Annotated in this window: 20 protein-coding genes; 10 read left to right on the forward strand and 10 right to left on the reverse strand. The window is 59.7% G+C overall.

Features of this window, described 5'->3' with window-relative positions; genetic code table 11:
- Nucleotides 1–119: 119 nt before the first annotated feature.
- Nucleotides 120–275, reverse strand: a complete 156-nt coding sequence (locus RS75_RS26905) for a hypothetical protein (protein ID WP_052679712.1) — start codon at nt 273–275, stop codon at nt 120–122.
- A gap of 236 nt (nt 276–511) precedes the next feature.
- On the opposite strand from RS75_RS26905, the gene RS75_RS17995 reads away from it, so the two are divergent.
- Genes RS75_RS17995 through RS75_RS18005 form a run of 3 tightly spaced genes read left to right on the forward strand, consistent with a single transcriptional unit; the run spans nt 512 to nt 3742 of the window.
- Nucleotides 512–1810: an efflux RND transporter periplasmic adaptor subunit gene (locus RS75_RS17995; RefSeq protein WP_045023186.1), complete on the forward strand. Its 1299-nt coding sequence runs from the start codon at nt 512–514 to the stop codon at nt 1808–1810.
- A 14-nt stretch (nt 1811–1824) separates the two neighbouring features.
- Nucleotides 1825–2544: an ABC transporter ATP-binding protein gene (locus RS75_RS18000; protein ID WP_045022738.1), complete on the forward strand. Its 720-nt coding sequence runs from the start codon at nt 1825–1827 to the stop codon at nt 2542–2544.
- The gene (locus RS75_RS18005) at nt 2534–3742 is read left to right on the forward strand and encodes an ABC transporter permease (RefSeq protein ID WP_045022740.1); all 1209 of its coding nucleotides are present in this window, start codon (nt 2534–2536) and stop codon (nt 3740–3742) included. The genes RS75_RS18000 and RS75_RS18005 overlap by 11 nt, the downstream gene beginning before the upstream one ends.
- Nucleotides 3743–3945: 203 nt before the next feature.
- Here the strand turns inward: RS75_RS18005 and sufA are convergent, their stop codons facing one another.
- The 7 genes from sufA to RS75_RS18040 form a co-directional block, all read right to left on the reverse strand.
- On the reverse strand, nt 3946–4335 hold the full coding sequence (gene sufA / locus RS75_RS18010; protein ID WP_045022741.1) for a Fe-S cluster assembly scaffold SufA: 390 nt from the start codon (nt 4333–4335) through the stop codon (nt 3946–3948).
- Nucleotides 4336–4446: 111 nt separating this feature from the next.
- A complete protein-coding gene (locus RS75_RS18015) occupies nt 4447–4830 on the reverse strand; it encodes an SUF system Fe-S cluster assembly protein (protein WP_045022743.1) in 384 nt (127 codons plus the stop codon).
- 37 nt (nt 4831–4867) lie between these two features.
- Nucleotides 4868–6118 carry a cysteine desulfurase gene (locus RS75_RS18020; RefSeq protein ID WP_045022745.1) on the reverse strand — a complete coding sequence of 417 codons (1251 nt, stop codon included), beginning with the start codon at nt 6116–6118 and terminating at the stop codon, nt 4868–4870.
- Entirely contained in the window at nt 6111–7382 is a 1272-nt protein-coding gene (gene sufD / locus RS75_RS18025; RefSeq protein WP_045023187.1) for a Fe-S cluster assembly protein SufD, read from the reverse strand. The genes RS75_RS18020 and sufD overlap by 8 nt, the downstream gene beginning before the upstream one ends.
- 22 nt (nt 7383–7404) lie before the next feature.
- Nucleotides 7405–8160 carry a Fe-S cluster assembly ATPase SufC gene (gene sufC, locus RS75_RS18030; protein WP_003507958.1) on the reverse strand — a complete coding sequence of 252 codons (756 nt, stop codon included), beginning with the start codon at nt 8158–8160 and terminating at the stop codon, nt 7405–7407.
- A 184-nt stretch (nt 8161–8344) separates the two neighbouring features.
- Nucleotides 8345–9814 (reverse strand): Fe-S cluster assembly protein SufB, encoded by a 1470-nt coding sequence (gene sufB, locus RS75_RS18035; protein ID WP_045022747.1) that lies wholly within the window; start codon nt 9812–9814, stop codon nt 8345–8347.
- A 196-nt stretch (nt 9815–10010) separates the two neighbouring features.
- Nucleotides 10011–11180, reverse strand: coding sequence for a cysteine desulfurase family protein (locus tag RS75_RS18040; RefSeq protein WP_045023188.1), 1170 nt, complete (start codon nt 11178–11180; stop codon nt 10011–10013).
- A gap of 210 nt (nt 11181–11390) precedes the next feature.
- On the opposite strand from RS75_RS18040, the gene RS75_RS18045 reads away from it, so the two are divergent.
- Nucleotides 11391–12068: an alpha/beta hydrolase gene (locus RS75_RS18045; RefSeq protein WP_045022749.1), complete on the forward strand. Its 678-nt coding sequence runs from the start codon at nt 11391–11393 to the stop codon at nt 12066–12068.
- Between the two features lie 251 nt (nt 12069–12319).
- Here the strand turns inward: RS75_RS18045 and RS75_RS18050 are convergent, their stop codons facing one another.
- A complete protein-coding gene (locus tag RS75_RS18050; RefSeq protein WP_045022751.1) occupies nt 12320–13441 on the reverse strand; it encodes an anhydro-N-acetylmuramic acid kinase in 1122 nt (373 codons plus the stop codon).
- Nucleotides 13442–13591: 150 nt separating this feature from the next.
- On the opposite strand from RS75_RS18050, the gene tyrS reads away from it, so the two are divergent.
- Nucleotides 13592–14845: a tyrosine--tRNA ligase gene (tyrS, locus tag RS75_RS18055; protein ID WP_045023189.1), complete on the forward strand. Its 1254-nt coding sequence runs from the start codon at nt 13592–13594 to the stop codon at nt 14843–14845.
- A 246-nt stretch (nt 14846–15091) separates the two neighbouring features.
- Here tyrS and RS75_RS18060 read toward each other — a convergent pair whose 3' ends face one another.
- Nucleotides 15092–18478, reverse strand: coding sequence for a YhdP family protein (locus RS75_RS18060; RefSeq protein WP_045022753.1), 3387 nt, complete (start codon nt 18476–18478; stop codon nt 15092–15094).
- A gap of 118 nt (nt 18479–18596) precedes the next feature.
- Here RS75_RS18060 and RS75_RS18065 point away from each other — a divergent pair, with 118 nt between their 5' ends.
- The 5 genes from RS75_RS18065 to RS75_RS18085 all read left to right on the forward strand — a co-directional run bounded on the left by RS75_RS18065 (nt 18597) and on the right by RS75_RS18085 (nt 24800).
- Nucleotides 18597–19064, forward strand: coding sequence for a peroxiredoxin (locus tag RS75_RS18065; protein WP_045023190.1), 468 nt, complete (start codon nt 18597–18599; stop codon nt 19062–19064).
- Between the two features lie 278 nt (nt 19065–19342).
- Nucleotides 19343–20653, forward strand: a complete 1311-nt coding sequence (locus RS75_RS18070) for a M23 family metallopeptidase (protein ID WP_045022755.1) — start codon at nt 19343–19345, stop codon at nt 20651–20653.
- A 219-nt stretch (nt 20654–20872) separates the two neighbouring features.
- Nucleotides 20873–22384, forward strand: coding sequence for a DEAD/DEAH box helicase (locus RS75_RS18075; protein ID WP_045022757.1), 1512 nt, complete (start codon nt 20873–20875; stop codon nt 22382–22384).
- Nucleotides 22385–22414: 30 nt separating this feature from the next.
- Nucleotides 22415–22834, forward strand: a complete 420-nt coding sequence (locus tag RS75_RS18080) for an NUDIX domain-containing protein (protein WP_045022758.1) — start codon at nt 22415–22417, stop codon at nt 22832–22834.
- Between the two features lie 838 nt (nt 22835–23672).
- A complete protein-coding gene (locus RS75_RS18085; protein ID WP_200893649.1) occupies nt 23673–24800 on the forward strand; it encodes an ABC transporter substrate-binding protein in 1128 nt (375 codons plus the stop codon).
- Nucleotides 24801–24916: the final 116 nt, after the last annotated feature.

Raw genomic sequence — 24916 nt, forward strand, 5'->3', positions numbered from 1 at the left:
TTTTCGGTGAAATACTGAACGCCACCCTCACTATGACGAAGGTGAGGGAATAGAGCTTTGCTGACTTCAGCGAACAGCAACAATCCCCAGCAAGTGCGCGCCTTCGAAAAGACCCCGCCCTACCCCTGCCCGAAAAGCGTGAAATAACCCCATGCTGCCGCGAAGAATGCGATGACGGCGGCGATCGTCAGGGCTTTTTTCGATTTCGGCCCGAGCGGCTGGCGTGGTTTTTTCGGCGGTGTCGGTTTGCGGAACTTCACCACGTTGTCGTTCATTCTATCATCGTCCTGCATATCGCTGCTGAAACCGGCGCCACATCCATGGCGTCGGCGTTTCCGGATTTATCTCTACCAGACGAGAGCTATCATAAATATTACCAAGTTTTCACTTCCCCCTTTGGGCAAGCTATGTCACTTCCCACAATCAGAGGAATACAAACAGCGACAGACGGACCGGAAAACAGGGGTGGAAACAATCCCCTGTGGCATTTTGAATTTTGCGGGTGACGAAAATGAATGACACCAACACCAATGGCCGCGACGTGGAAAACAGCCAGCCCGACCTGCGGGAGATCTTGGGCACAAGCAGAACCGGCAGGAAGAAGAAGTCGCGCCGGTATCTCTATGCCGCAGCAGCCATCGTGCTGATCGGCGGGGGGCTTGCCTATTATTACCAGTCGCGTGCCGCAGGCGTCGCCTATAGCTACGTCACGGAAGCGGCGAAACAGGGCGATCTTTCCGTCATCGTCACCTCCACCGGCTCGGTCCAGCCGACGGATCAGGTTGATATATCGAGCGAATTGTCCGGCACCGTGCGCAAGGTCAACGTCACCTACAACACCCCGGTCAAATCCGGCGATATTCTGGCGGAGCTTGATACCAACAAGCTGGAGGCCGACGTGCAGAGCGCCCGCGCCAAGCTCGCCTCCGCCAAGGCCAATGTGCTGAAGGCGCGCGCCGATCTCGGCTCGGCAAAGACGTCGATGGAGCGCCTGCGGTCGCTGGTGCAGAACCGGGTCTCCAGCCAGCAGGATCTGGACGCCGCACAGTTCACCCACGATGCCGCAGCCGCCACGCTGCAGGTCAACGAGGCGACCGTGCTTTCGGCGGAAGCGGATCTGAGGCTCGCCGAGGTCAATCTCGGCAAGGCGAAGATCGTCTCGCCCATTGACGGCGTCATCCTCACCCGCAGTGTCGATCCCGGCGCCACCGTCGCCTCGTCGCTCAACGCCCCGGTGCTGTTCACCATCGCCGGCGATCTGCGCCAGATGGAATTGCAGGTGTCGGTGGATGAGGCGGATGTCGGCAAGGTCGAAACCGGGCAGAAAGCCACGTTCAACGTCGATGCCTATCCCGACCGCAGCTTCCCGGCGGAAATCGAAACCGTGCGTTTCGCGTCCGAAACCGTGTCGAACGTGGTAACCTACAAGGGCATATTGACGGTGGACAACGAAGAGTTGCTGCTGCGCCCCGGCATGACCGCAACCGCCAATATCGTCGTTGAAGAGATCAAGGATACGCTGCTGGTACCGAACTCGGCGCTGCGATATACGCCGCCGCGCGAATCCGCCTCCCGTGGCGGCGGGTTGATGAGCCTGTTCCGCCCTCCCCGCATGGGCCGCTCGCAGAACCGCGACGCCGGACAGGCCGCTACGGGCAAAAGAACGGTCTGGGTGCTGCGCAACAACAACCCCGTCTCGGTCTCCATCGAAACCGGCTCCACCGATGGCCAGCATACCGTGGTAAAATCGGGCGAGTTGAAAGCCGACGATCTGGTGATTACCGACGCAACGGCCCGCAACGCCGGCTGACGGAGGAAAACCGCATGCAACAGCCGCCGCTCATCGAGTTCCGCAATGTCGTCAAGCAATATGGCCGGGGCGAAGCGACGATCCGCGCGCTCGACGGCGTCAGCCTTTCGATCCGCGAAAAGGAATTCGTCGCCATCATGGGTCCATCAGGTTCGGGCAAATCCACCTCGATGAACATCATCGGCTGTCTGGATGTGCCGACAACAGGCGAATATCTGTTCCAGGGCGTGCCGACCAGCGGCTTCGACAACGAACATCTGACGCTGCTGCGCCGCCATATGCTGGGCTTCGTGTTTCAGGGCTTCAATCTTCTGTCGCGCACCTCGGCGGTGGAAAATGTCGAGCTGCCGCTGATCTATCGCGGCATGAAGGCGTCGGAACGGCGCGCACGCGCCATGGAGGCGCTTGCACAGGTGGGATTGAAGGGCCGCGAGGATCACACGACGCAGGAGCTTTCCGGCGGCCAGCAGCAGCGTGTGGCCATTGCAAGGGCCATCGTCACCCGCCCCGCTCTGCTTCTGGCCGACGAACCGACCGGCAATCTCGATACCAAAACCAGCGCCGAGATCATGGAGCTGATCACCGCGCTTAATCGCGACAAGGGCATTACGGTCGTCATGGTCACGCATGAGGAGGATATCGCGGCCCATGCGGGGCGCCTGCTGCGTTTCGTCGACGGGCATCTCGCCTCCGACAGCGCGGCGGAAAAGAAGGAGACTTCCGATGTTCTTTGAAACGTCGCGTCTTGCGCTGCGCGCCATCAGCCGCAACCTGCTCCGCTCATTCCTCACGGTGCTGGGCGTCGTTATCGGTGTCGCAGCCGTCATCGCCATGGTCACCATCGGCAATGGCACGACGGAACAGGTGAAATCGGAATTATCGCGGCTCGGCACCAACATGTTGTTCGTGCGTCCCGGCCAGTTCGGCCCCGGCCGCGCCAGCACCGAGGCCAAGCGCTTCGATGACCGCGATGTCGAGGCCATCCGCAACCAGATCAGCGGCATACGCGCCGTCGCCCCGCAAAACCGCAGCTCGGCCGCGACAGTCATTTTCGGCGGCAAGAACCACCAGACGAGCGTCATCGGCACCACCAACGACTATCTGATCGCGCAGGACTGGACCATCGCACTCGGACGCGAGTTCCAGCCCGCTGAAGATCGCGGAGGCCAGATCGGCTGCATCATCGGCGAAACGGTGCGGCAGGAATTGTTCGGTGCGGAAAACCCGGTGGGGCAAACGATCCGTGTCAGCAACATCTCCTGCCCTGTCATCGGGGTTCTCGCCAGAAAAGGCCAATCCGGCCTCGGCGACGATCAGGACGACACCATCATCATGCCGCTGAAAATCCACCAGCGGCGCATCGGCGGCACCACCACCATTTCCTCGATCATGGTCTCGGCGCAGGACGGCGTTTCCACCGCCAAGGTGCAGAGCGACCTGCAGAACCTGTTGCGCGAGCGTCGCCGCATCGGCATCGGCCGCGAGGACGATTTCACCGTCAACGACATGACGCAGATCGCCTCGGCCATGACCGGCACGACGACGCTGCTGACCGGGCTTCTCGGTGCAGTCGCAGCGGTCAGCCTTCTGGTCGGCGGCATCGGCATCATGAACATCATGCTGGTCTCGGTGACGGAACGCACCCGCGAAATCGGCATACGGCTCGCCATCGGCGCACTGGAAAAACAGGTGCTGACGCAGTTTCTGGTGGAAGCGGTCATGCTCTCCGCCTTCGGCGGCACCGTCGGCATCCTGACCGGCCTCGGCCTTGCCTATAGCGTCGTCAGCTTTCTCAACGTGCCATTCGTCACCAGCCCGTCGATCATCTTCCTCGCCTTCGCCTTCTCGGCGGCCATCGGGGTGATTTTCGGTTATTTCCCGGCGCGGCGGGCGGCGAGTCTGAGCCCGATAGAGGCGCTACGGCACGAGTGAGCGGCTTCGAACGGGGCAGTTTCGTGGAAGAGCGAGCAAACCTCTCCTCCGTCATCCTCGGGCTTGTCCCGAGGATCTACAAACGTTTCAAGCGATTTGACGGGGATGGATCCTCGGGTCAAGCCCGAGGATGACGTCGAGAGTGCGGTGACGTCACGTACCTAACGAGGTTTTTCCCACAATCGGAGATGGCAGGTGGCCGATCAAACGCTCGCCTCAGCCTCGCGCTGCTTGGCAAGCGCTGCCAGATCGGCAGGCTTCAGCTCAACCGATTCACCGCAACCGCAGGCCGAGGTCTGGTTCGGATTGTTGAAGGTGAAGCCGGAACGCATCTTGGTCACTTCGAAATCCATCTGGGTGCCGAGCAGATAAAGCACGGCGGAGGGCTGAACCCAAACCCTTGCTCCGTCGAATTCGACTAGGTCGTCCTTCGCATCCGCTTCGGTCACGAGGTCGATGGTATATTCCATGCCCGCGCAACCGCCCTTCTTGATGCCGATGCGTACGCCCTTGGCATCCGGTCCGGAATTTTCGACGATTGCTTTAACACGCGAGGCGGCAGCCCCGGTTATGGTCATGATCGCAAAGCCCATGGGCTTAGTCTCCTTCGACAATCGAGTTCAAGGCTCGATGTTTATGGATTTCAATTTAATGGCGCTCGAGAGTGTCATCAAGAGATGACACCAGTCAAAATCAAATCAGTCTCAATACCAGCCGACGGCGACCTGCGCCTCTTCCGACATGCGGTCCGGCGTCCACGGCGGATCGAAGGTCATCGACACGTCAACGCCGGATACACCCTCGACCGCGCCGACGGCATTTTCCACCCAGCCCGGCATTTCGCCCGCCACCGGGCAGCCCGGCGCTGTCAGCGTCATGACGATCTTGACCATCCGGTCGTCTTCGATATCGATCTTGTAGATCAGACCGAGTTCGAAAATGTCGGCCGGAATTTCCGGGTCGTAGACCGTCTTCAGCGCCGAGATCACGTCGTCGCTGAGGCGCGCCAGTTCGTCGGGGGCAATGGAAGACGGCTTTGCCGCTTCTTCGATCGCATCATCTGTCTTTGCAGTAGCTTCGGCAGTCATGGTCTTATCCTCAATCCTGATCTCTTTTATCCTGATATCAGGCGAAAAATTTGCGCGCATAATCCAGCGCCTCGACAAGAGAGTCTACTTCGGCGCGGGTATTGTAAAGGCCGAACGATGCCCGGCATGTGGAGGTGACGCCGAACCGTTTCAAGAGCGGCATGGCGCAATGGGTGCCGGCACGCACGGCTACGCCGCGCCGGTCGATCACCATCGAGACGTCATGGGCATGAATGCCCTCGAGTTCGAAGGAGAAGATGCCGCCCTTATCAGGCGCATTGCCGATGATGCGCAGCGAATTGACCTCGCGCAGCCGCTCGGTGGCGTAAGCTGCAAGATCGGCCTCATGCGCGGCAATCGCGGCACGGCCGAGATTGTCCATATAATCCAGCGCATAACCAAGCCCGATAGCCTGCACGATGGGCGGCGTGCCCGCTTCGAAGCGATGCGGCGGCTCGTTATAGGTGACATTGTCTTCGGAGACGTCGAGGATCATCTCGCCGCCACCCTGGAACGGCCGCATCTCGCTCAAGCGATCAGCCTTGCCGTAAAGCACGCCGATCCCGGAGGGACCGTAAAGCTTGTGGCCGGTCATGACGTACCAGTCGCAGTCGATATCGCGCACGTCGACCGGCATGTGAACCGCGCCCTGACTGCCGTCGACCAGCACCGGGATGCCGCGCTCATGGGCGATGCGGCAGATTTCCTTGACCGGAACGATGGTGCCGAGCGCATTCGACATATGGGTGATGGCGACGAGCTTGGTGCGCTCCGTCAGGCTCTTTTCGAAAGCCTCGATATGGAATGCGCCGTCATCATCGACAGGCACCCAGACCAGCTTGGCGCCCTGCCGCTCGCGAATGAAATGCCATGGCACGATATTGGAGTGGTGCTCCATGATCGAGATGACGATCTCGTCGCCCTCGCCGATCTTTGGCATGCCGTAACCGTAAGCGACCGTATTGATCGCCTCGGTGGAGGATTTGGTGAAGACGATCTCGTCCACCGAACCGGCGTTCAGAAAACGGCGCACCTTTTCGCGCGCCGCCTCATAGGCGTCGGTTGCGGCATTGGAGAGAAAATGCAGGCCACGATGCACATTCGCATATTCGTTGGAATAAGCATGCGAAACGGCATCGATCACCACCTGCGGTTTTTGAGCGGACGCGCCGTTGTCGAGATAGACCAGCGGCTTGCCATAGACCTCGCGCGACAGGATCGGAAAATCCTTCCGCACGGCTTCGACGTCATAAGGGGCCGCGATTGCGGCGCGTTCGCTCTCAGGCATGATGTTCCAGCCAGCCGGAGATGATGGCCTCCAGCGCCTCTACCAGATTTTCTTCTTCCAGTTCCTCGGCAATCTCAGCGACGAAGGCGTTGACGAGCATCGCCCGCGCCTTGGCCCGCGGCACGCCGCGCGCCATCAGGTAATAAAGATGGTTGTCGTCAATATCGGCAACCGTCGCACCGTGACCACACTGCACGTCGTCAGCGAAGATTTCGAGTTCCGGCTTTGCCGAAAACTCGCCGTCGTCGGACATCAGCAGGGTATTGCACGCCATCTTCGCATCGGTCTTCTGGGCATCGGGCGCGACCCGGATCATGCCCTGGAAAATGCCCTTGGCGCGGTCGAACACCACGTTGCGGAAAACTTCCGTCGAAGTCGTGTTCGGCACGTTGTGGCCAAGAACCATCGTCACATCGGTATGGGTTTCGCCACCCAAGAGGTTGACGCCGCGAACGATGAGGTCCGTACCCTCGCCGTCCACGTCAATGCGCAGTTCCTGCCGCACCAGCTTGCCGCCGGCGTTGATGACGAACAGGCGAATCTTGGCGTCCGCACCGATTTTCATGCGCAGCTGGCCAAGATGGATGTCGGCCGCACCCTGTTGCTGCAGGATGATCCACGTCGCTTCCGCGCCGTCTTCGACGACGATGTCGGTGACGGAGGAAACAAAGGCTGCATCGGAAGTCACCGAAAGGTGACGCTCTATAACTGTCGCCTTGGAACCCTTGCCGAAGCGCACCGGAAAGCGGCTGTGAACCTGACCCGCGCCATGAATCGCCTGCAATTCGATCGGCTTTTCAATCTCGGCATCATCAGGAATGTCGAGCGTCAGACCATCGCGCACGAAGCTGCCGTTGATACGGCCGATCGCGTCGTCCTTGCTGGCTTCCGCAAGACCCGCAGCCGCAGAACCGTTCAGAAGGCTCTCGGCGAAGCTGGAGACGCTGATGTCTTCGATCTTGCCGATATTGGCCGTACCGTGCAGCACATAAGCGACCGGCGAACCGGCGACGACAGGCGCAACCTTGTCGATTACCGGCGCGGGCTGATCCTCGGGAACAGCGCGCAGCAGGCTCTTGAGATCGGTATAGTGCCATGCCTCGATGCGGCGGGTCGGAAGACCGCCGGTCTTCAGATCGTCGAACAGCACGTCACGGGCCGCAACCACGGCACCGTCGCCGGGCAATTCGCTGAACTTTGCGGTATAGGCGTCAAACAGCGCGGTTTCCGCTGGCGTCAGCCGATTGGTCGTTTGAATGTTCATGGACATCACCTCCTGGCCCTACTTAGGCCGCTTCACCGATGATGTCGGCGTAACCATTGTTTTCCAGTTCCAGCGCCAGAGCCTTGTCACCCGAACGGATGATCTTGCCCTTGTAGAGAACGTGAACGCTATCAGGCACGATGTAATCGAGCAGGCGCTGATAGTGGGTGATGACGACGGTGGCGCGATCCGGCGACTTCAGCGCGTTGACGCCATCAGCCACGATCTTCAGCGCATCGATGTCGAGGCCGCTATCGGTTTCGTCGAGAACGCAGAGCTTCGGCTCCAGAAGCGCCATCTGCAGGATTTCAGCGCGCTTCTTTTCGCCGCCGGAGAAACCGACGTTGAGCGGACGCTTCAGCATGTCCATGTCGATCTTCAGGTCGCCAGCGGCTTCCTTGACGCGGCGGATGAAGTCCGGCGTCGTCAGCTCGGCTTCGCCGCGCGCCTTGCGCTGCTCGTTCATCGCAACCTTCAGGAACTGCATGGTGGCAACGCCGGGAATTTCGACCGGATACTGGAAGGCAAGGAAAATGCCCTTGGCAGCACGTTCGGCCGCGTCCAGTTCCAGAATGCTTTCGCCGTTATAGAGGATGTCACCGGAGGTGACTTCGTAGTCTTCGCGGCCCGACAGGATGTAGGACAGCGTCGACTTGCCCGAACCGTTCGGCCCCATGATGGCGGCAACTTCACCAGCGGCAACCTTCAGGTTGAGGCCCTTGATGATCTCGGTTTCGGTATCGGCGATCTTTGCGTGCAGGTCGATGATTTCAAGCATGGTTTGGTTCCTGTTCATGGTGCGGTTTCAAGGACCGCCTCGTAGACCCGTCTGTGCGGGTCGCTCTCAATTCTCACATCCGTCATCCTCGGGCTTGACCCGAGGATCCAGTCGGCGGTTGTCTCTGCTCAAGCCAAAGGCTGTGTATCCCCAGGACAAGCCCGAGGATGACGTAGAGCAAGAGTTAACCCACAGACCCTTCCAGCGAAATTCCAATCAGCTTCTGCGCTTCAACCGCAAATTCCATCGGCAGCTGCTGGATGACATCTTTCACGAAGCCGTTGACGATCAGTGCGATCGCCGACTCCTCGGGAATGCCGCGTTGCAGGCAGTAGAACAGCTGGTCTTCGGAAATCTTCGACGTCGTCGCCTCGTGCTCGAAATGAGCGGACGAGTTCTTCGCCTCGATATAGGGCACAGTATGCGCGCCGCACTTGTCGCCGATCAGAAGCGAGTCACACTGCGTGAAGTTGCGTGTGTTGGTCGCCTTGCGGTGGGCCGAAACCTGGCCGCGATAGACGTTTTCCGAGAAACCGGCGGCGATGCCCTTGGCGATGATGCGGCTCGACGTGTTCTTGCCGAGATGGATCATCTTGGTGCCACTGTCGATCTGCTGATGGCCGTTGGAGACCGCGATCGAATAGAATTCGCCACGGCTGTCATCGCCGCGCAGAATGCAGGACGGATATTTCCAGGTGATGGCCGAGCCGGTTTCCACCTGCGTCCACGAAATCTTCGAACGGTCGCCACGGCAATCGCCGCGCTTGGTCACGAAGTTGTAGATGCCGCCCTTGCCGTCCTTGTCGCCGGGATACCAGTTCTGGACGGTCGAATATTTGATTTCGGCATCGTCGAGCGCCACCAGTTCGACAACGGCGGCGTGAAGCTGGTTCTCGTCGCGCTGCGGTGCCGTGCAGCCTTCGAGATAGGAGACGTAGGCACCTTCTTCGGCGATGATCAGCGTGCGCTCGAACTGGCCGGTGTTCTTTTCGTTGATGCGGAAATAGGTGGAAAGCTCCATCGGGCAACGAACGCCCTTCGGCACGAACACGAAGGAACCGTCGGTGAAGACAGCCGAGTTCAGCGTTGCATAGAAATTGTCCGTCTGCGGAACGACCGAGCCGAGATATTTCTTCACCAGATCGGGATATTCGCGAACGGCTTCGGAGATCGACATGAAGATCACGCCGGCCTTGGCCAGTTCCGCCTTGAAGGTGGTAACGACCGAGACGCTGTCAAACACGGCGTCCACAGCCACACGACGGTTTTCCACGCCGGCCAGGATTTCCTGTTCCTTGAGCGGAATGCCGAGCTTCTCATAGACCTTCAGCAACTCGGGATCCACGTCCTCAAGGGACTTCGGGCCGGGCGTGCTTTTCGGTGCGGCATAATAATAGAGATCGTTGAAGTCGATCTTGGGATAGCTGACGCGCGCCCATGTCGGCTCTTCCATCGTCAGCCAGCGCTTGTAAGCCTCAAGACGCCATTCCAGCATCCATTCCGGCTCCTGCTTCTTGGCCGAGATGAAGCGGATCACCTCTTCCGAAAGGCCCTTCGGGGCCTTGTCGACTTCGATTTCGGTTTCGAAGCCGTATTTATACTGGTCCACATCGATCTGGCGAACCTGATCGATCGTTTCCTGAACCGCTGCCATGTCGTTCTCCAATCTCGCCGGAGCCAAGGTCCGGTGGCTTGTCAACGTGTCAGGCGGAAAGCCGCCTTATCCATCTTCGGGCAATTATCCCAGCCCGCATAAACGGGTGGATCTTATACCCATGTAAGTGCGGGATGGCGCTTTTCACACATCCCGGCAAGCGGAAAATTGCTATTCCGCAATTCTTTGCCGCATTTTAAGCGGCCTGACCGGCCAGCCTGCGCCGCCCGGCAATTTTCGTAAAGGCAGCGAGCGTATGCTTGATATCCGCCTCATTAGTCGCGTGGCCAAGAGAAATCCTGAGCGCGCCGAGCTTGGGATCGTGCCCCATCGCCGTCAGCACATGGCTTTCCCCCACCTTGCCGGAAGAGCAGGCCGAACCGGCCGAGAGCGCGATGCCCTCGATATCGAAGGCAATCTGGCCGGTCTCCGCCTTCAAACCGGGCAAGGTGAAAAACGTGGTATTGCCGACACGTCCGACATCCTCGCCGTGAATGATCACGTCAGGCGCAACTGCCCGCATGCCGTCTTCCAGCTTTGCGCGCAACGCCGAAAGACGCACCGTTTCCACTTCGAGCATTTGCGCAGCGATAGCGGCAGCCGCACCGAAACCGATAATCGACAGGGTATTTTCCGTGCCGGAACGATGTCCCTTTTCCTGCCCGCCGCCATGGATCAGCGGCTTCGGCATCATCACTTCGCCGCGCGAGACCAGGGCGCCCGCACCCTTCGGGCCGCCGAGCTTGTGGGACGAGAGGACAAGAAAATCCGCGTCGAGACCGTTGATATCGAGCGGAACGCGGCCAGCGGCCTGCACGGCGTCGACCACCATCAGTCCACCAGCAGCATGCGCAAGCCGCGCTGCCTCCGCCACCGGCTGGAGGATGCCCGTCTCGTTATTGACCAGCATGCAGGCAACCATTGGCAAGCCGGTGGATTTGTCGTGCGAAGACAGCAGCAACTCAAGCGCGGCAAGATCGATGACACCCGCTGACGTAACGGGAATTTCCGTAACGTCAGCCTTGGCGAACCGGCCGCCTTCGCGAAAAGCGGGGTGCTCGATAGCCGAAACGTAAAGACGACCATAGCGCACGGGAGCGCGCCCCATCTTGAATTCAGGCGAAAGCACCAGATTGGCCGCTTCCGTCGCACCGCTGGTGAAGGTGACGTGGGATGCCTGTGCCCCGGCAAGTCCCGCAACCTCGCGGCGGGCCCCCTCGACGGCAGCGCGGGCCGCGCGCCCTTCCCGGTGGACGGAGGACGGGTTGCCGGCAATCTCCAGCGCGGAGACAAGAACGTCCCGCACGGCGGGCAAAAGCGGCGCCGTGGCGTTCCAGTCCATATATGTGCGCATCAAACCCGTCATCGCGGAAAAGCTTCGCTCAATCTTATATGCGCCAAAACGCATTTTTCTTGAAATTACAGTTGCGCTTGCCTTATGACACGACCGAGTGCTTAAGCACACGCAAAGTTTCGAATTATTCTAAACTGCGTTCTAGAAAAGATGACACAGTTCGTCAAGTCTTCTCATCGGAAGAATGCGGTTGGAGAATGAAAAAACACGACCGGAGTACCAATGCCCGAAGTCATTTTTAACGGCCCTGCGGGTCGCCTCGAAGGCCGTTATCAACCCTCCAAGGAAAAGAGCGCACCGATAGCGATCATCCTTCATCCGCACCCGCAGTTCGGCGGCACGATGAACAACCAGATCGTCTATCAGCTCTTCTATCTTTTCCAGAAGCGCGGTTTCACGACGCTCCGGTTCAATTTCCGCTCCATCGGCCGCAGCCAGGGCGAGTTCGACCACGGCGCCGGCGAGCTTTCCGACGCTGCCTCCGCCCTCGACTGGGTGCAGAGCCTGCATCCCGATTCGAAAAGCTGTTGGGTCGCCGGTTATTCCTTCGGCGCCTGGATCGGCATGCAGCTTCTGATGCGCCGCCCGGAAATCGAAGGCTTCATGTCGATTGCGCCGCAGCCCAATACCTACGACTTCTCCTTCCTCGCGCCCTGCCCGTCTTCCGGCCTCATCATCAATGGCGATGCCGACAAGGTCGCGCCTGAGAAGGACGTCAACGGTCTGGTCGAAAAGTTGAAGACCCAGAAGGGCATCCTCATCACCCACCGCATCCTTCCCGGCGCCAACCACTTCTTCAACGGCAAGGTGGATGAGCTGATGGGCGAATGCGAGGACTACCTCGACCGCCGCCTGAACGGCGAACTGGTGCCGGAACCGGCGGCCAAGCGCATTCGGTGATAGGCCGCCGTTTTTCAAGGCAGGTGTTGATCTGACTACAATGGTCGACGGCGGGCGTGGCTCCCCCCCTCTGCCCTGCCGGGCATCTCCCCCTCAAGGGGGGAGATCGGCAAGACGCTTTGTCGGCACTTCATTCTCAACCGTCGAGATGGTCGAGACCTCGCCTCGGGTCGTTCTCCCCCCTTGAGGGGGAGATGCCCGGCAGGGAGAGGGGGGTAAGCCACGCCCGCCGTCGTCTACTATGATCGTTATTACGCCCTCACCAAAACCCCACCCGTCACCGGCTCATTCACGCCCGTCGTGCCGGGATAGGTCAGCGGCAGCCCCTTCAGCGAACGCACGGCGAGATAGGCCCAGGCCTCCGCCTCCATCGCCCCACCATCGAACCCAGCCTCTTCCGCCGCAATCACCCTTGCACCAGACTTTGCGGCAAGGCTCGCAAACTCTTCCATGATCACCGGATTGAGCCGCCCGCCGCCGCAGACCACATAGGTTTTTGCTTCTTCCGGCAGGTAGCTGGCCGATTTGAGGATCGCGGTCCCCGTCAGATGCGACAGCGTGCGCGCGCCGTCGGCAAGCGAGACCTCACCCTTTTGCGGCGGCACGAAATCGCTGCGGTCAAGTGAGCGGCGGATATTGGCCGAGAAGAACGGGCTTTCCATGTAGCGCGTCACCAGCGAGGCAACAACGCTGCCGCCCGCCGCCGTCCTGCCGCCCTTGTCGAAGGCTTTTCCCGTATGCGCTTCGATCCATTGGTCGATCAGCATATTGCCGGGGCCGCTGTCGAAAGCCGCAAGCCGGCCGCCCTCGCCGATATAGGTCAGATTGGATATGCCGCCGATATTGACGAAAACGGCGGGCGTTTCGAAGCCATCGGGCAGATTGGCGGAGAGCGCCATGTGATAGGCGGGAATGAGCGGCGCGCCCTGCCCGCCATGCACCATGTCGTTGGCGCGCATGTCGTAGACCACATCGATGGCGGTTTCTTCAGCCAGAAGCGCACCGTCGCCGATCTGGACGGTCAGCGCCTCATCCGCCCGGTGCAGCACCGTCTGGCCGTGAAAACCGATCACATCGATATCGCTGGGCTGAAGCCGGTGACGGTTGAGGAAGGATTTGACCGCCGCCGCATGGGCAAGCGTCAGCTTGCGTTCCGCCTCCCCCAGGTCACCGGGACGTTCGCGCCGTTCGCGAATGGATTTGGCCGTCGTGAGCGCTTTCTGCCAGATGGTGCGCAGGGCCGGATCGTAGGGAAAATAACCGCTCGGTCCGTGCCGGACGATGCTTTCGCCATCCGTGCGCAAAAGGGCGATATCGATGCCGTCCATCGATGTTCCGCTCATCAGCCCGATCGCTGTTTTGACCTCGCCCACGCGCCGCTCCTTTGCAATATCGAATCATGCCGAAATGAATCGCCGTTATTCATGGCCGAAACGGGTGCACTTTTCAAAAAACAATGGTAAAGCCCCCGGCGTTCATTGGAAGACAATGACGGCAAATATCCAACCAGAAAGAAAAAGGTCATGTCCAGGTTCAAGTCCGATTTCCTCCGCACGCTCGACGAGCGCGGCTTCATTCACCAGATTTCCGACGAGTCGGGTCTCGACGAACTGTTCGCCAAGGAAACCGTGACCGCCTATATCGGCTATGACCCGACGGCTTCGAGTTTGCATGTCGGCCACCTCACCCAGATCATGATGCTGCACTGGATGCAGAAAACCGGCCACCAGCCGATTTCGCTGATGGGCGGCGGCACCGGCATGGTCGGCGATCCTTCCTTCAAGGAAGAGGCCCGCAAGCTGATGACGGTCGACATGATCGAGGACAACATCACCTCGCTCAAGCACGTCTTCGCCAACTACCTCGATTATGATCGCGCCGAGAACCCGGCCTTGATGATCAACAATGCCGACTGGCTGCGCGGGTTGAACTACCTCGAATTCCTGCGCGATGTCGGCCGCCACTTCTCGGTCAACCGCATGCTGTCCTTCGACAGCGTGAAGACGCGCCTCGACCGCGAGCAGTCGCTGTCCTTCCTCGAATTCAACTACATGATCCTGCAGGCCTACGATTTCGTGGAGCTGAACCAGCGCACCGGCTGCCGCCTGCAGATGGGCGGTTCGGACCAGTGGGGTAACATCATCAATGGTATCGATCTCGGTCACCGCATGGGGACGCCGCAGCTCTACGCGTTGACCTCGCCGCTCCTCACCACCTCCTCGGGCGCCAAGATGGGCAAGTCGGCATCGGGTGCCGTCTGGCTCAACAAGGATCTGCTGCCGGTCTACGATTTCTGGCAGTACTGGCGCAACACGGAAGATGCGGACGTCGTTCGCTTCGCGAAACTCTTCACCACGCTGCCGATGGATGAGATCGCCCGTATCGCCGCGCTTGGCGGATCGGAGATCAACGAGGCGAAGAAAATCCTCGCAACGGAAGTGACCGCCATCCTGCATGGCCGCGCCGCAGCCGAAGAAGCTGCCGAAACCGCGCGCAAGACCTTCGAGGAAGGCGCGCTCGCCGAAAACCTGCCCTCCATCGAGGTTCCGGCATCCGAACTCGATGCCGGCGTCGGCGTGCTGTCGCTCATCGTCCGCGCCGGTCTAGCCGGTTCGAACGGCGAGGCCCGCCGCCACGTTCAGGGCGGTGCGGTGAAGATCAACGACAAGAGCGTATCCGACGACCGCCAGATGATCGGTTCCGCCGAAATCACCGGCGATGGCGTCATCAAGCTGTCGGTTGGCAAGAAGAAGCACGTTCTCGTTCGCCCGGCTTAAGAGCCTACGAAAAACATCTTGTCGAGGACTGCGAAAGCGGTCCTCGACGCGCCGATAAGGCCTCCCCCACTTCCGTCATGCCGGACTAGATCCGGCATCCAGCCACGGCGCGTCTGCGCCGTGAAAGGGCTCCCGCGCGATCAAGGACTTGATCGCATGGGCCCCGGATCAGGTCCGGGGTGACGGAGTGCGGGTGCACCCGTTCTCGCCAAACATCCGCTTGCGCCAAGCTTTACGGCGCTCCATTCACTGAAACTCGAAGATTTGCCGGAAGACGCCCGGCGCGATCAGCGACAGCGGGTTTATCGTCAGCTTCGGCTGGTCCGTCTGGCCGGAAAGCTTGAAGGTGATGCCGAGCAATCCGCGATCGCGGCCGTTGCCGAGGAAGATGCCGATGAAGGGCAACTCGCCGAACAGCCGGTTAAGTCCGTAGGCGGGCATGAAGGTGCCGGTCATGTCCATGCGGCCGCTCTGGTCTTTCAGGAGGCCCTGGAACGTCGCGCCGATCTGTTCGCCGCGCACCACCCCGTTTTCCACCGCAACCGAGCCGTTGACGTAAACGAGACGGGCAAAACCGCGCTGGAATTTCTCCGAACTGACATCGATATTGCGGCGAACGGCATTGTTGAGGCTCCTGCCGTCATCACCCGTCGGCGTGGTGACGATATCCTGAAGTTTCGCTTCGTTGACGACGGCGAAATTGCGCAGGTCGAGCGAGCCGCTCCAGTCGCTGCCATTGGCGGTCGTCAAGGCAAGATTGAGAAGGCCGCCGCGAATGCGGGTGTAGATATTGGCGAAACGGGCGAGAGAACCGGCGTCGCTGCTTGTCAGGGTAACGGTTCCCGTCGCGCCGCGATTGGTCGTCTGCGCAACCACTGCCTGCCCATTGCCGGTGACGCCGCGAAAATCAACCGAGCGGACCTTGCCTTCGCGCACGCTGACATCGGCGCTGACATTGGAAAGGACTTCGTCGTTGAAACCGTAGACCTTGTCGAGTTGCGCCTTGATGGCAAGGGAGGGCTGCGAACGCGATGTCCCGTCGCCTCCCCCGGCAGGGCTGCGAAGCTTCGACAAAAGAGGCCGAAGGTCGGCCGATTTCCCGGAAGCGTTGACGGTATATCCATTTTTCGTGGCGGCGACCGCGACGGCGTAATTGTCGGATGGCGACAATTGCATGCGGCTGAGATCGGCCGAAATCAGCCCATTCTTGCTGAAGGTAATATCGCCGGCAGCGCCGAAGCCATCGCCGGTGAGGGAAAAATCGCTGATCGTCGTGCGGCTGCCATCGCCGGTTTCCAGTGTAAAGGCGGCTTTTGCCGGAATACCGATGCCCTTGCTCCAGCCAAGTCCCGGCAGAACGATCGACGCCTTCGCCAGATCGAGCCGGATGGCCTGGTGTTTCATATCCGCGCCATTGATTTCCACAACCGTCGTACCGCCCAGAACCGTGGACAGCTCCGGCGCGAGCTTGGCGACCTGCGTCTCGGTGAGGGTCGCCTTCAGCGACAGCGTCGGAGCAACATCGCTGTTCTTGCGCACAGGCTCCGTCATCTGGATGTCCATCGGCACGTCATCCACCCGGCCCTTGCCCTCAAGCCGGAGCTGCCGGTCGTTGATTGCCATGAAACCGTCGAGGGCGGTCACCTTGCGGCCAGAGAATGGCTTTGTCAGCGACAGGTTCGTCAGATCGAGATCGGCCGTCCATACCGGCGGCGGCGGATTTTGGCTGGAGAGCATGCCGACGGTAAGCTTCGCATTCGCCTTCACGTCACCGGTGAAGTCCTCCGGCTTGAACTGCGTATCCTTGAGTGCATTGATGGGCTTCAGCGTCGCAAGCTCCGCCACGGCATCGGCCGAGCCCGAAACGTTCAAATCGAGATTTCCCAGCAGGGGCTTGTCATAGACGGAGGAGATGACGAACTGGCTGCCCTCCAGCGCAAGCGACCGGTTGGACGGGAAATAGGATGTCGCGCTTTTGAGATCGACGTCCATGCGAGCACCGACGAGATTGAAATGCGCGTCGACATCGCGCAGCGGCGGAATGTCGCCGGTGGTGTTGAGCCGCGTACCGTCGATATCGAAGCGGATCTGCATTTCGCTCTCGCCGAGCACCAGCGGGCAACCGGGACCGCACATCCGTCCCTGGGGAATGAAGATCGCAATCGAGCCGTTCGTAACGGTGCCGCCATAAAGATTGGACACGACCCAGTCACGCGGCTTGTGCGCCATCCAGAACGGCCAGAGCTGCTTGACCGCCGTGGCCTCCATCTTCGGAATCTGCCCGGCGAAGCTGATTTCAGGCGAACCCTCCCCGAACCGGATTTTCAGCGATCCCGCCATGTCTCCGAGCGGGCCGGTGACATAAAGCGAGGGAACCTCGAGCTGCTTCGTGGCCGCAGTGAATTGCCCGTCCGCCTTCAGGCTGAAAGGAACCGGTTCCTCGCCGGAAGCTTCCGCCGACGCGATCGCATTGTCGATCCGCAGCGAAAGACCGAAACCCTCGTCCGTATCCCTGATTTCGCCGGCGACAGGAATAACCGTCCGCCCGAGGTCGATCCGAGAATTCTCGATCACAAGCGTGCTTTTCTGAAAATCGAAGCGCGCATTGACGGTGCCGGCGGTGAAGGACTGGGCCTCGCCGCCGATGAGAAGCGTTCCGTTGCCCATGCCGACCGAAACTTCCAGCCGTGGCTCGTGCCCTTCCACGGCGCGGCGGGCGAGGATGCTGATGCCGGACTTGACGTTCAACCCTTCATGCAGATTGCCCTGGGGATCGTATTTTTCCAGAAACGGGCCGATATCGAAACCATCTATCCGGGCCTGGAAGCCGTCGATCACCCCGCCGGCCCCCGATGTCTTGAGCGACACGCTGGCGATTTCGCCGTTAAACAGCGTCTCGCCATCGAGCGAATATCCACCCTGCTGGTCGGGGGTCAGCGAAAGTTCGCGCACCTCGATGGTGCGCGGCTTGCCAAGCTCGCCGGGCGGCAGATGAACCGAAACGCTGGAAATATCGATTTCCTCGGTTCCGCTGCTGAGGAACGCCTGGGCGAGCTTGTCGAGCTGCTCGAAGGCCCCCTGCAATTGCTGCGGCACGGCGTCGAGCTTGATACTGGACAGATCGAAACCGTTGCCCTTGGGCAGTAACGCCGTATCGAGTTCCATCCCGTCGGCTTCAAGACTTTGCACCGAGACGCGACCGGTCAGAAGCGCGATCGGGTCAAGCGCCATGCCGATCGCCCGCGCCCGGCTCAAATGCTGGCCGGACTCCTTCTCGATGATATCAACATCCTCCGCCACCAGCGCCAGCCGCAGCCCGGTCGAGAACCTTATGGCCGAAGAACCTATCCGCGCGCTGTAGTGCGGTCCGAGCGCCCTTTCGAGCGCCTGCTGCGCCTGGCTTGAAAGGGCCTTGTCGATCGATCCGGTCTCGACGGAGACGATGATGCCGCCGATCGACAGGAAAGCCAGCACGAAAAGAGCAGCGAAAATCTTGCACAGGGCCCGCACCATGGAGCGCGGCGCCGGGCAATGCACGATGATGGGATTTTCAGTCTGCGCCGAAGGAAGATCATGCAGCGCAATGATATCGCGCTTGCTGAACTTCACCTTTTCACCCCTGACTTCAGCCATACGCCCGTGTTTGCCCCTGAATAGCTGTTGTTTCGCCGCAACACTGGACGACGCCGGTTTCGCTATATATCGAATGTGGCAACTTTCACTCAACATCCCGGCGAAAGAAAGATGGATTATGACAGACCTGACGATTGGCGGCCCGGCTCCTGACTTTACTTTGCCCCGTAACGGTGAAGGAACGGTGACATTGTCCAAACTGCAAGGCAAGACCGTCGTTCTCTATTTCTACCCCAAGGACGATACATCCGGCTGCACTGCGGAAGCGATCGACTTCAGCGCCCTTGGCGGAGAATTCGAGGCCGCCAACACGGTCGTCATCGGCATTTCTCCAGACAGCGTCAAAAGCCACGACAAGTTTGCAGCAAAACACAAGCTCTCCGTCATGCTGGCGGCCGACGAGGAGAAGAAGGTTCTGGAAGCCTACGGCGTCTGGACGGAAAAAAGCATGTATGGCCGGAAATACATGGGTGTGGAACGCACCACCGTCCTCGTCGCTCCGGATGGGAAAATCACGGAGGTCTGGAACAAGGTGAAAGTCGCGGGCCACGCGCAAACCGTTCTCGACGCCGCAAGGAAACTCTGAAAGACGGCCCCGCCGTGACGCCTTCCTTCAAGATCGTCTCCCCGCTCGACCCTCCCCTGCCCGAACGCCGGGCAGGCCGGAAAAACTCGAACTCGTTCCGCGTCAGCAACAGCTGACACCGCTTTCCGGCCAAACACGCCGCCTCCGGCAAAACTTCGTTAACCTTAACGAATTATGATTTCCTTCAGAGCGTCGTGCGTCCATTCGGACAAAGAACGCTCTGAGGTGTTGAATCTACGCATCGTGCTTTGCAAAAATCGGCCAGCCGGAGAGAGATTTTGACTGATACAGCGGAAAACCGGGTATTCGGCAAAAAGCGGCAGCAGCACGTTCTCGTTCTGGCGAGCGGCGACAAGGTCCGGCATATGACGATCCGGCCGTGGATGACGGCTCTTGCCGGCTGCACGATCGGCCTTTTTTCACTCGGTTATCTCGGGGCCACCGGCTATCTGATCCTGCGCGACGACCTGATCGGCGCGACCATGGCGCGCCAGACGCGCATGCAGCATGACTACGAAGACCGTATCGCAGCGCTGAGGGCGCAGGTGGACCGCGTAACCTCGCGGCAATTGCTCGACCAGCAGGTGGTTGAAAAAAAAGTGGAAAAACTGCTGCAACAGCAGGCAGCGCTCACCTCCAGGCACGGGCGCATGAGCGAGCTGCTGGAGCGCGCGGAAAACTCCGGCGTCGCCGCCTCCACGGCCCCGATGCCGACGGCCCCCTCTTCTCTCTCTAATGCGATGGCGCCGGAAAAACGCGCCGATCTGACGGGCGGCCTTGCCGCCATAGAAAATCTGATGACGCCCCGGACACCGCAGCCGGAAAAAGCGGCCGGAACGGACAAGCGGGCGGCCTATGTGCCCGAAAGCGGCGAAACGCCTTCCGACAGGGCCGACCGGGTGTTTTCCAAGGTGACGCTTTCACTGAAGGATATCGAACGCCAGCAAATATCCCGGATATCCAGATTGACCAGCGACGCCGAGGACAAGGCAAGCGCGATGCAGGACATCATCCGGCAGGCGGGCCTGAAAATCGACGAAAGCGGCATTGATGGTACGGGCGGCCCCTATGCGGATCCGCAGCGGAACGACACCGATCCGTTCAATATGTCTTTGACCAATCTCGACAATGCGCTCAACCGGCTGGATGTCGTCAAGGAAACCGCGACCGCCCTGCCCTTCGGCAATCCTGCCCCAGGCCGGGCGATCACCAGCCGATTCGGCAACCGGCTCGACCCGTTCCTCGGAAGGCCCGCCTTGCATACCGGCATCGATTTTCGTGCCGAAACCGGCGCCGACGTCAAGGCGACAGGTGCCGGCAAGGTGACGGTTGCGGAAAATTCCGGCGGCTACGGCAATATGGTCGAGATCGATCACGGCCAGGGCGTATCGACGCGTTTCGGCCATCTCTCGGCCATTCTGGTCAAAGCCGGCGACAAGGTCGAGGCCGGTGACGTCATCGGCCGCGCCGGCAGCACCGGCCGCTCCACCGGTCCGCACGTGCATTACGAGGTGCGCCGCAACGATACGCCGGTTGATCCGATGCGGTTCCTGATCGCCGGGGCGGAGCTTAAAACCTATCTCAAATGACGGTCCGATTTTAACGCTTTTTTTGCCCATTTTACGATAAATCGCCCGAAACCGCGCCGAAGGCTGAAAAGCCTCGCTCGCCCCCCGGCGTATCGCGCGCATTTCCCGTTGTTTCCTTGACTTTCCGGCAATTTGGGCATATCCCCGCGCCAAGTCTTTGCAAGTGTCGTTGCGGCACGCAGGTGTTCTTACCGAACCAGAACGGAAAAAGTTCTTCCTTTGACAACATTCTCTGATCTTGGCCTGAGCCAAAAAGTTCTTTCCGCTATTGCAGATGCCGGCTACACGACGCCGACACCCATTCAGGCCGGCGCTATTCCGCCCGCACTCGAAAAGCGTGATATCTGCGGTATCGCACAGACAGGCACGGGAAAAACCGCGTCCTTCGTTCTGCCGATGCTCACTTTGCTGGAAAAGGGCCGCGCGCGCGCCAGAATGCCGCGCACGCTGATCCTCGAGCCGACCCGCGAACTTGCGGCGCAGGTGGCGGAAAACTTCGAGAAATACGGCAAGAATCACAAGCTGAACGTCGCCCTTCTTATCGGCGGCGTTTCGTTTGAAGACCAGGACCGCAAGCTCGAGCGTGGCGCCGATGTCCTCATCTGCACGCCCGGCCGTCTTCTCGACCATTGCGAGCGCGGCAAGCTCCTGATGAGCGGCGTGGAAATCCTCGTCATCGACGAAGCAGACCGCATGCTGGACATGGGCTTCATTCCCGATATCGAGCGTATCGTGAAAATGATTCCCTTTACCCGGCAAACGCTGTTCTTCTCGGCCACCATGCCGCCGGAAATTCAGAAGCTCGCCGACCGGTTCCTTCAGAACCCCGAGCGTATCGAGGTTGCCAAGCCCTCCTCCACGGCAAAGACGGTTACGCAGCGCATCGTCGCTGCGCACAACAAGGACTATGAGAAGCGCGCCGTCCTGCGCGATCTGGTCCGCGCCGAAGAGGCTGAACTCAAGAACGCGATCATCTTCTGCAATCGCAAGAAGGATGTGGCCGAGCTGTTCCGCTCGCTGGATCGTCACGGCTTCTCCGTCGGCGCATTGCATGGCGACATGGACCAGCGTTCGCGCACCACGATGCTGCAGAATTTCCGCGACGGAAATCTGACGCTGCTGGTCGCCTCCGACGTTGCAGCCCGCGGCCTGGACATTCCCGATGTCAGCCACGTCTTCAACTTCGATGTTCCCATTCATGCCGAAGACTATGTCCACCGCATCGGCCGTACCGGTCGTGCGGGCCGTTCGGGCAAGGCCTTCACCCTCGTCACCAAGAGCGATGCTAAATATCTCGACGCGATCGAAAAGCTGATCACCGAGAAGATCGAGTGGCAGAACGGTGACCTGTCCTCTCTCCCAGCGCCCATGGAAAGCTTTGAGAGCAATTCCCCCCGCCGGGGCACCAAGGAACGCAGTGGCAGAGGCCGCGACAGGAACCGTCGCGATGCGCCCGCATCGCCGGTAGAAATCATCAATCAGGATGCACAATCCACTGTGGATACGGACATCGCGGCTCACGGAGAAGACAAGGTGAAGGCAGAACGCAGACCGGAAAAGACCCCGCGCAATTCCGAGCGCAACAGCCGGAGCCTGAATTCGCAGCACGCCAATGACGACAACCGCGACCGCCGCCGCCATTATCGCGACCATGACGATGGCCCGACCCCCGTCGGTTTCGGCGACGACATTCCCGCATTCATGCTGATCGTGGCAAACGCCAAGGCCTGAGCCCAAAGGGCTATCGCAGGAACGGAAAGCATGACGCCGACCATCAAGCCAGGACTGAATTTTCCGGGCGTCGGCGTTGGCCTTGCGATATTACGTGAGGGCCGCCTGCTTTTGTGCCGGCGCATGAAAGCGCCGGAAGCCGGGTACTGGAGTATTCCGGGCGGCAAGGTCGATCACCTCGAACCCTCCCTCGCCGCCGCACGGCGCGAGGCCGAAGAAGAGACCGGGCTGACAATCGGCAAGGTCGAATTTCTCTGTCACAGCGAATATATCGATCCGGAAGACCGTCACCATTGGGTCTCCCTGATATTCGTCACCCGCAACACGCAGGGTGAGCCGGCTCTGACCGAGCCGGACACGCTTTCCGACATCGGCTGGTTCGACCCCGATGCCCTTCCCGAACCGCTTTCCGCCTTTGCAAAAGACGCGCTTGCCGCGCTGGTGAAGTAAAGCCGAATAACGGCTGGACGCCTGCCTTTGCCGAAAGGCTTCAGGCTTCCCGGCGACCTTCCAGAGAGCCTTGAGACAAGTCAAAGACGAGGCAGGCCTGCGGTAGACGCATTCCTTGCGCACCATTTCTTTTCAAAAAATGCAATAATGAAGGAATGTCTTTGCGCGGGGATTTTCAAATTCAATTTTAAATTGCTCAAATTAGCATCATGTAAAAAACCGCCCCGGTTGCCCGAAGCGGTTTGTACGTAATAAAAAAAATAGAATATAGAGTGTAATATAGTCTGGCAGTGCTTATGATCGGAACACCTTCCGAGGCCTTTTAGAGCCAATTTCAGTCGTCCCCTGAAACACGTATATCTAAGCTAATCATTTACTTTCCGTCAAGCAAATCTTCTCGCAAATGCGAAAAAAACATGGCAAGAAACAGAGGATAGTCAGGGAAACATGTATATTCCCTTTTAATATCAATAAATTATGTGAGTGAAAATAAAATGTGCATTTTATTGGGGTGCACTATAAAAAGCAAACTTGAAAAATCGCCCTTCATAAACTGTGCTTATACGCACCACATGTTACAGCTTTATAAAGTAAAGGTCGTCTAGACCACCGCGAGAAATACTTCATCGCTCGCGCGGCGCCACGCGCAAATTGTCGACCCTTGAAAAATAAGTCTCGGCTGAAAATAGTCTCGCCCAATTATGCTGACGACAACAACCATAACGTGTTGCGGTAGCCTTTCGCTTCAAATCGGACATTTTGCGATCAAAACCGCCACCTTGCGAACCGGGATATGCGATTATGATGGGTACCGGTGATTTTTCCTTTGGAAAACCGGTTGTTGCCGATAAACATCAAGCCGGGACAACAGGATTTCGATCACGTCATGCTTTCACTTCGCCTGCTAACGATTATCGCCGGTTTTGCCTTTGCGGGCTCAGCAAGTGCGGCGTCGATCGGCATCGTTGCTCCTCAGAACGGTCCTTACGAGCTTCTGGGACAGCAGGTGCGGCAGGGCGCGAAGGCCGCCGCCGCCAAGCTCGGGCTGGACGTCGTCGAAATCCATGAAAGCTGCGAAGACGGCAGCGGCGGCGCGATCGCCGATGGCCTCGTGGCCGCCAAGGTCAGTGCGGCAATCGGTTTTTTGTGCACTGAAACGCTTCAGGGCGTTCTGCCGCCGCTGAAGGCAGCCGCCATTCCGGCAATCACGCTTTCCAGCCGCGCGCCGATCCTGATGGAAGACGCCCTGAAATACGGTTGGCCGCTTTTCCGCCTCGCCGCTTCGGATAAGGCCGAATCGGACAGGGCCGCGGAAATTATCCTGCGCGACTGGAAAGGGCATTCCATCGGCCTGGTGGATGACGGCACGATCTACAGCCGCGAGCTGATCGACCGCATTCGCTCGACGCTGGAGGAAAACGGGCTGAAACCCACCTTTGCCGATACGATACGCCCCGGCCAGGAACAGCAGGTGGCGCTTGTGCGTCGGCTAGCGAGAACCGGTATCACCCACGTCTTCATCGGCGCGGAACGCAACGACGTCGCCATCGTGGCGAGAGACGCCGGCTCCGAAAACATTCCCCTCACCATCATGGGCGGCGACGCCATGAATGCGGCGAACAACCCCGTGCCACTTGCAGCGAACGTGCTCGCGATCACGCGTCAGGCCTATGACACGCTGCCATCGGCGCAAGCCGTCTCTCAAGAATTGCGCGCCGCCAATATCGAACCGGAAGGCTATACCCTGCCCGCCTATGCGGCTACGGAATTGACTGCGGCGCTCGCCGAAGCGGCACAATCACAGGGGAAACCCGCGCCGGAGATACTGGCAAGCGGCACCGCCTTCAAAACCGTGATCGGCGATCTCGCTTTCAGCCCTGCGCAAGAACTTGTCGACAATCCCTATCGGCTGCAGCGCTGGAACGGCCAGCGCTTCGAACCGGCGGACAAGGCCGAAAGACAATAGGGTGAAGCCGGGACGCCTCAAAATTCAATGAACCCGGCCGAAAACCGCCGGCAACCGCGCCGCAAGCCGTTTCAAACCCCGATACTTGGTGCTAAAGGCAGCTTACGCAACGCGTC

The organism is Rhizobium nepotum 39/7, assembly GCF_000949865.1.
Classification (GTDB): domain Bacteria; phylum Pseudomonadota; class Alphaproteobacteria; order Rhizobiales; family Rhizobiaceae; genus Agrobacterium; species Agrobacterium nepotum.

Coding starts and splice junctions, on each gene's coding strand:
- RS75_RS18080 (WP_045022758.1), top strand. CDS start 22,415: ATGACGCCGACCATCAAGCCAGGACTGAATTTTCCGGGCGTCGGCGTT.
- sufA (WP_045022741.1), bottom strand. CDS start 4,335: ATGGGCTTTGCGATCATGACCATAACCGGGGCTGCCGCCTCGCGTGTT.
- RS75_RS18060 (WP_045022753.1), bottom strand. CDS start 18,478: ATGGCTGAAGTCAGGGGTGAAAAGGTGAAGTTCAGCAAGCGCGATATC.
- RS75_RS18045 (WP_045022749.1), top strand. CDS start 11,391: ATGCCCGAAGTCATTTTTAACGGCCCTGCGGGTCGCCTCGAAGGCCGT.
- RS75_RS26905 (WP_052679712.1), bottom strand. CDS start 275: ATGAACGACAACGTGGTGAAGTTCCGCAAACCGACACCGCCGAAAAAA.
- RS75_RS18040 (WP_045023188.1), bottom strand. CDS start 11,180: ATGACGGGTTTGATGCGCACATATATGGACTGGAACGCCACGGCGCCG.
- RS75_RS18020 (WP_045022745.1), bottom strand. CDS start 6,118: ATGCCTGAGAGCGAACGCGCCGCAATCGCGGCCCCTTATGACGTCGAA.
- sufD (WP_045023187.1), bottom strand. CDS start 7,382: ATGAACATTCAAACGACCAATCGGCTGACGCCAGCGGAAACCGCGCTG.
- sufC (WP_003507958.1), bottom strand. CDS start 8,160: ATGCTTGAAATCATCGACCTGCACGCAAAGATCGCCGATACCGAAACC.
- sufB (WP_045022747.1), bottom strand. CDS start 9,814: ATGGCAGCGGTTCAGGAAACGATCGATCAGGTTCGCCAGATCGATGTG.
- RS75_RS17995 (WP_045023186.1), top strand. CDS start 512: ATGAATGACACCAACACCAATGGCCGCGACGTGGAAAACAGCCAGCCC.
- tyrS (WP_045023189.1), top strand. CDS start 13,592: ATGTCCAGGTTCAAGTCCGATTTCCTCCGCACGCTCGACGAGCGCGGC.
- RS75_RS18065 (WP_045023190.1), top strand. CDS start 18,597: ATGACAGACCTGACGATTGGCGGCCCGGCTCCTGACTTTACTTTGCCC.
- RS75_RS18000 (WP_045022738.1), top strand. CDS start 1,825: ATGCAACAGCCGCCGCTCATCGAGTTCCGCAATGTCGTCAAGCAATAT.
- RS75_RS18015 (WP_045022743.1), bottom strand. CDS start 4,830: ATGACTGCCGAAGCTACTGCAAAGACAGATGATGCGATCGAAGAAGCG.
- RS75_RS18005 (WP_045022740.1), top strand. CDS start 2,534: ATGTTCTTTGAAACGTCGCGTCTTGCGCTGCGCGCCATCAGCCGCAAC.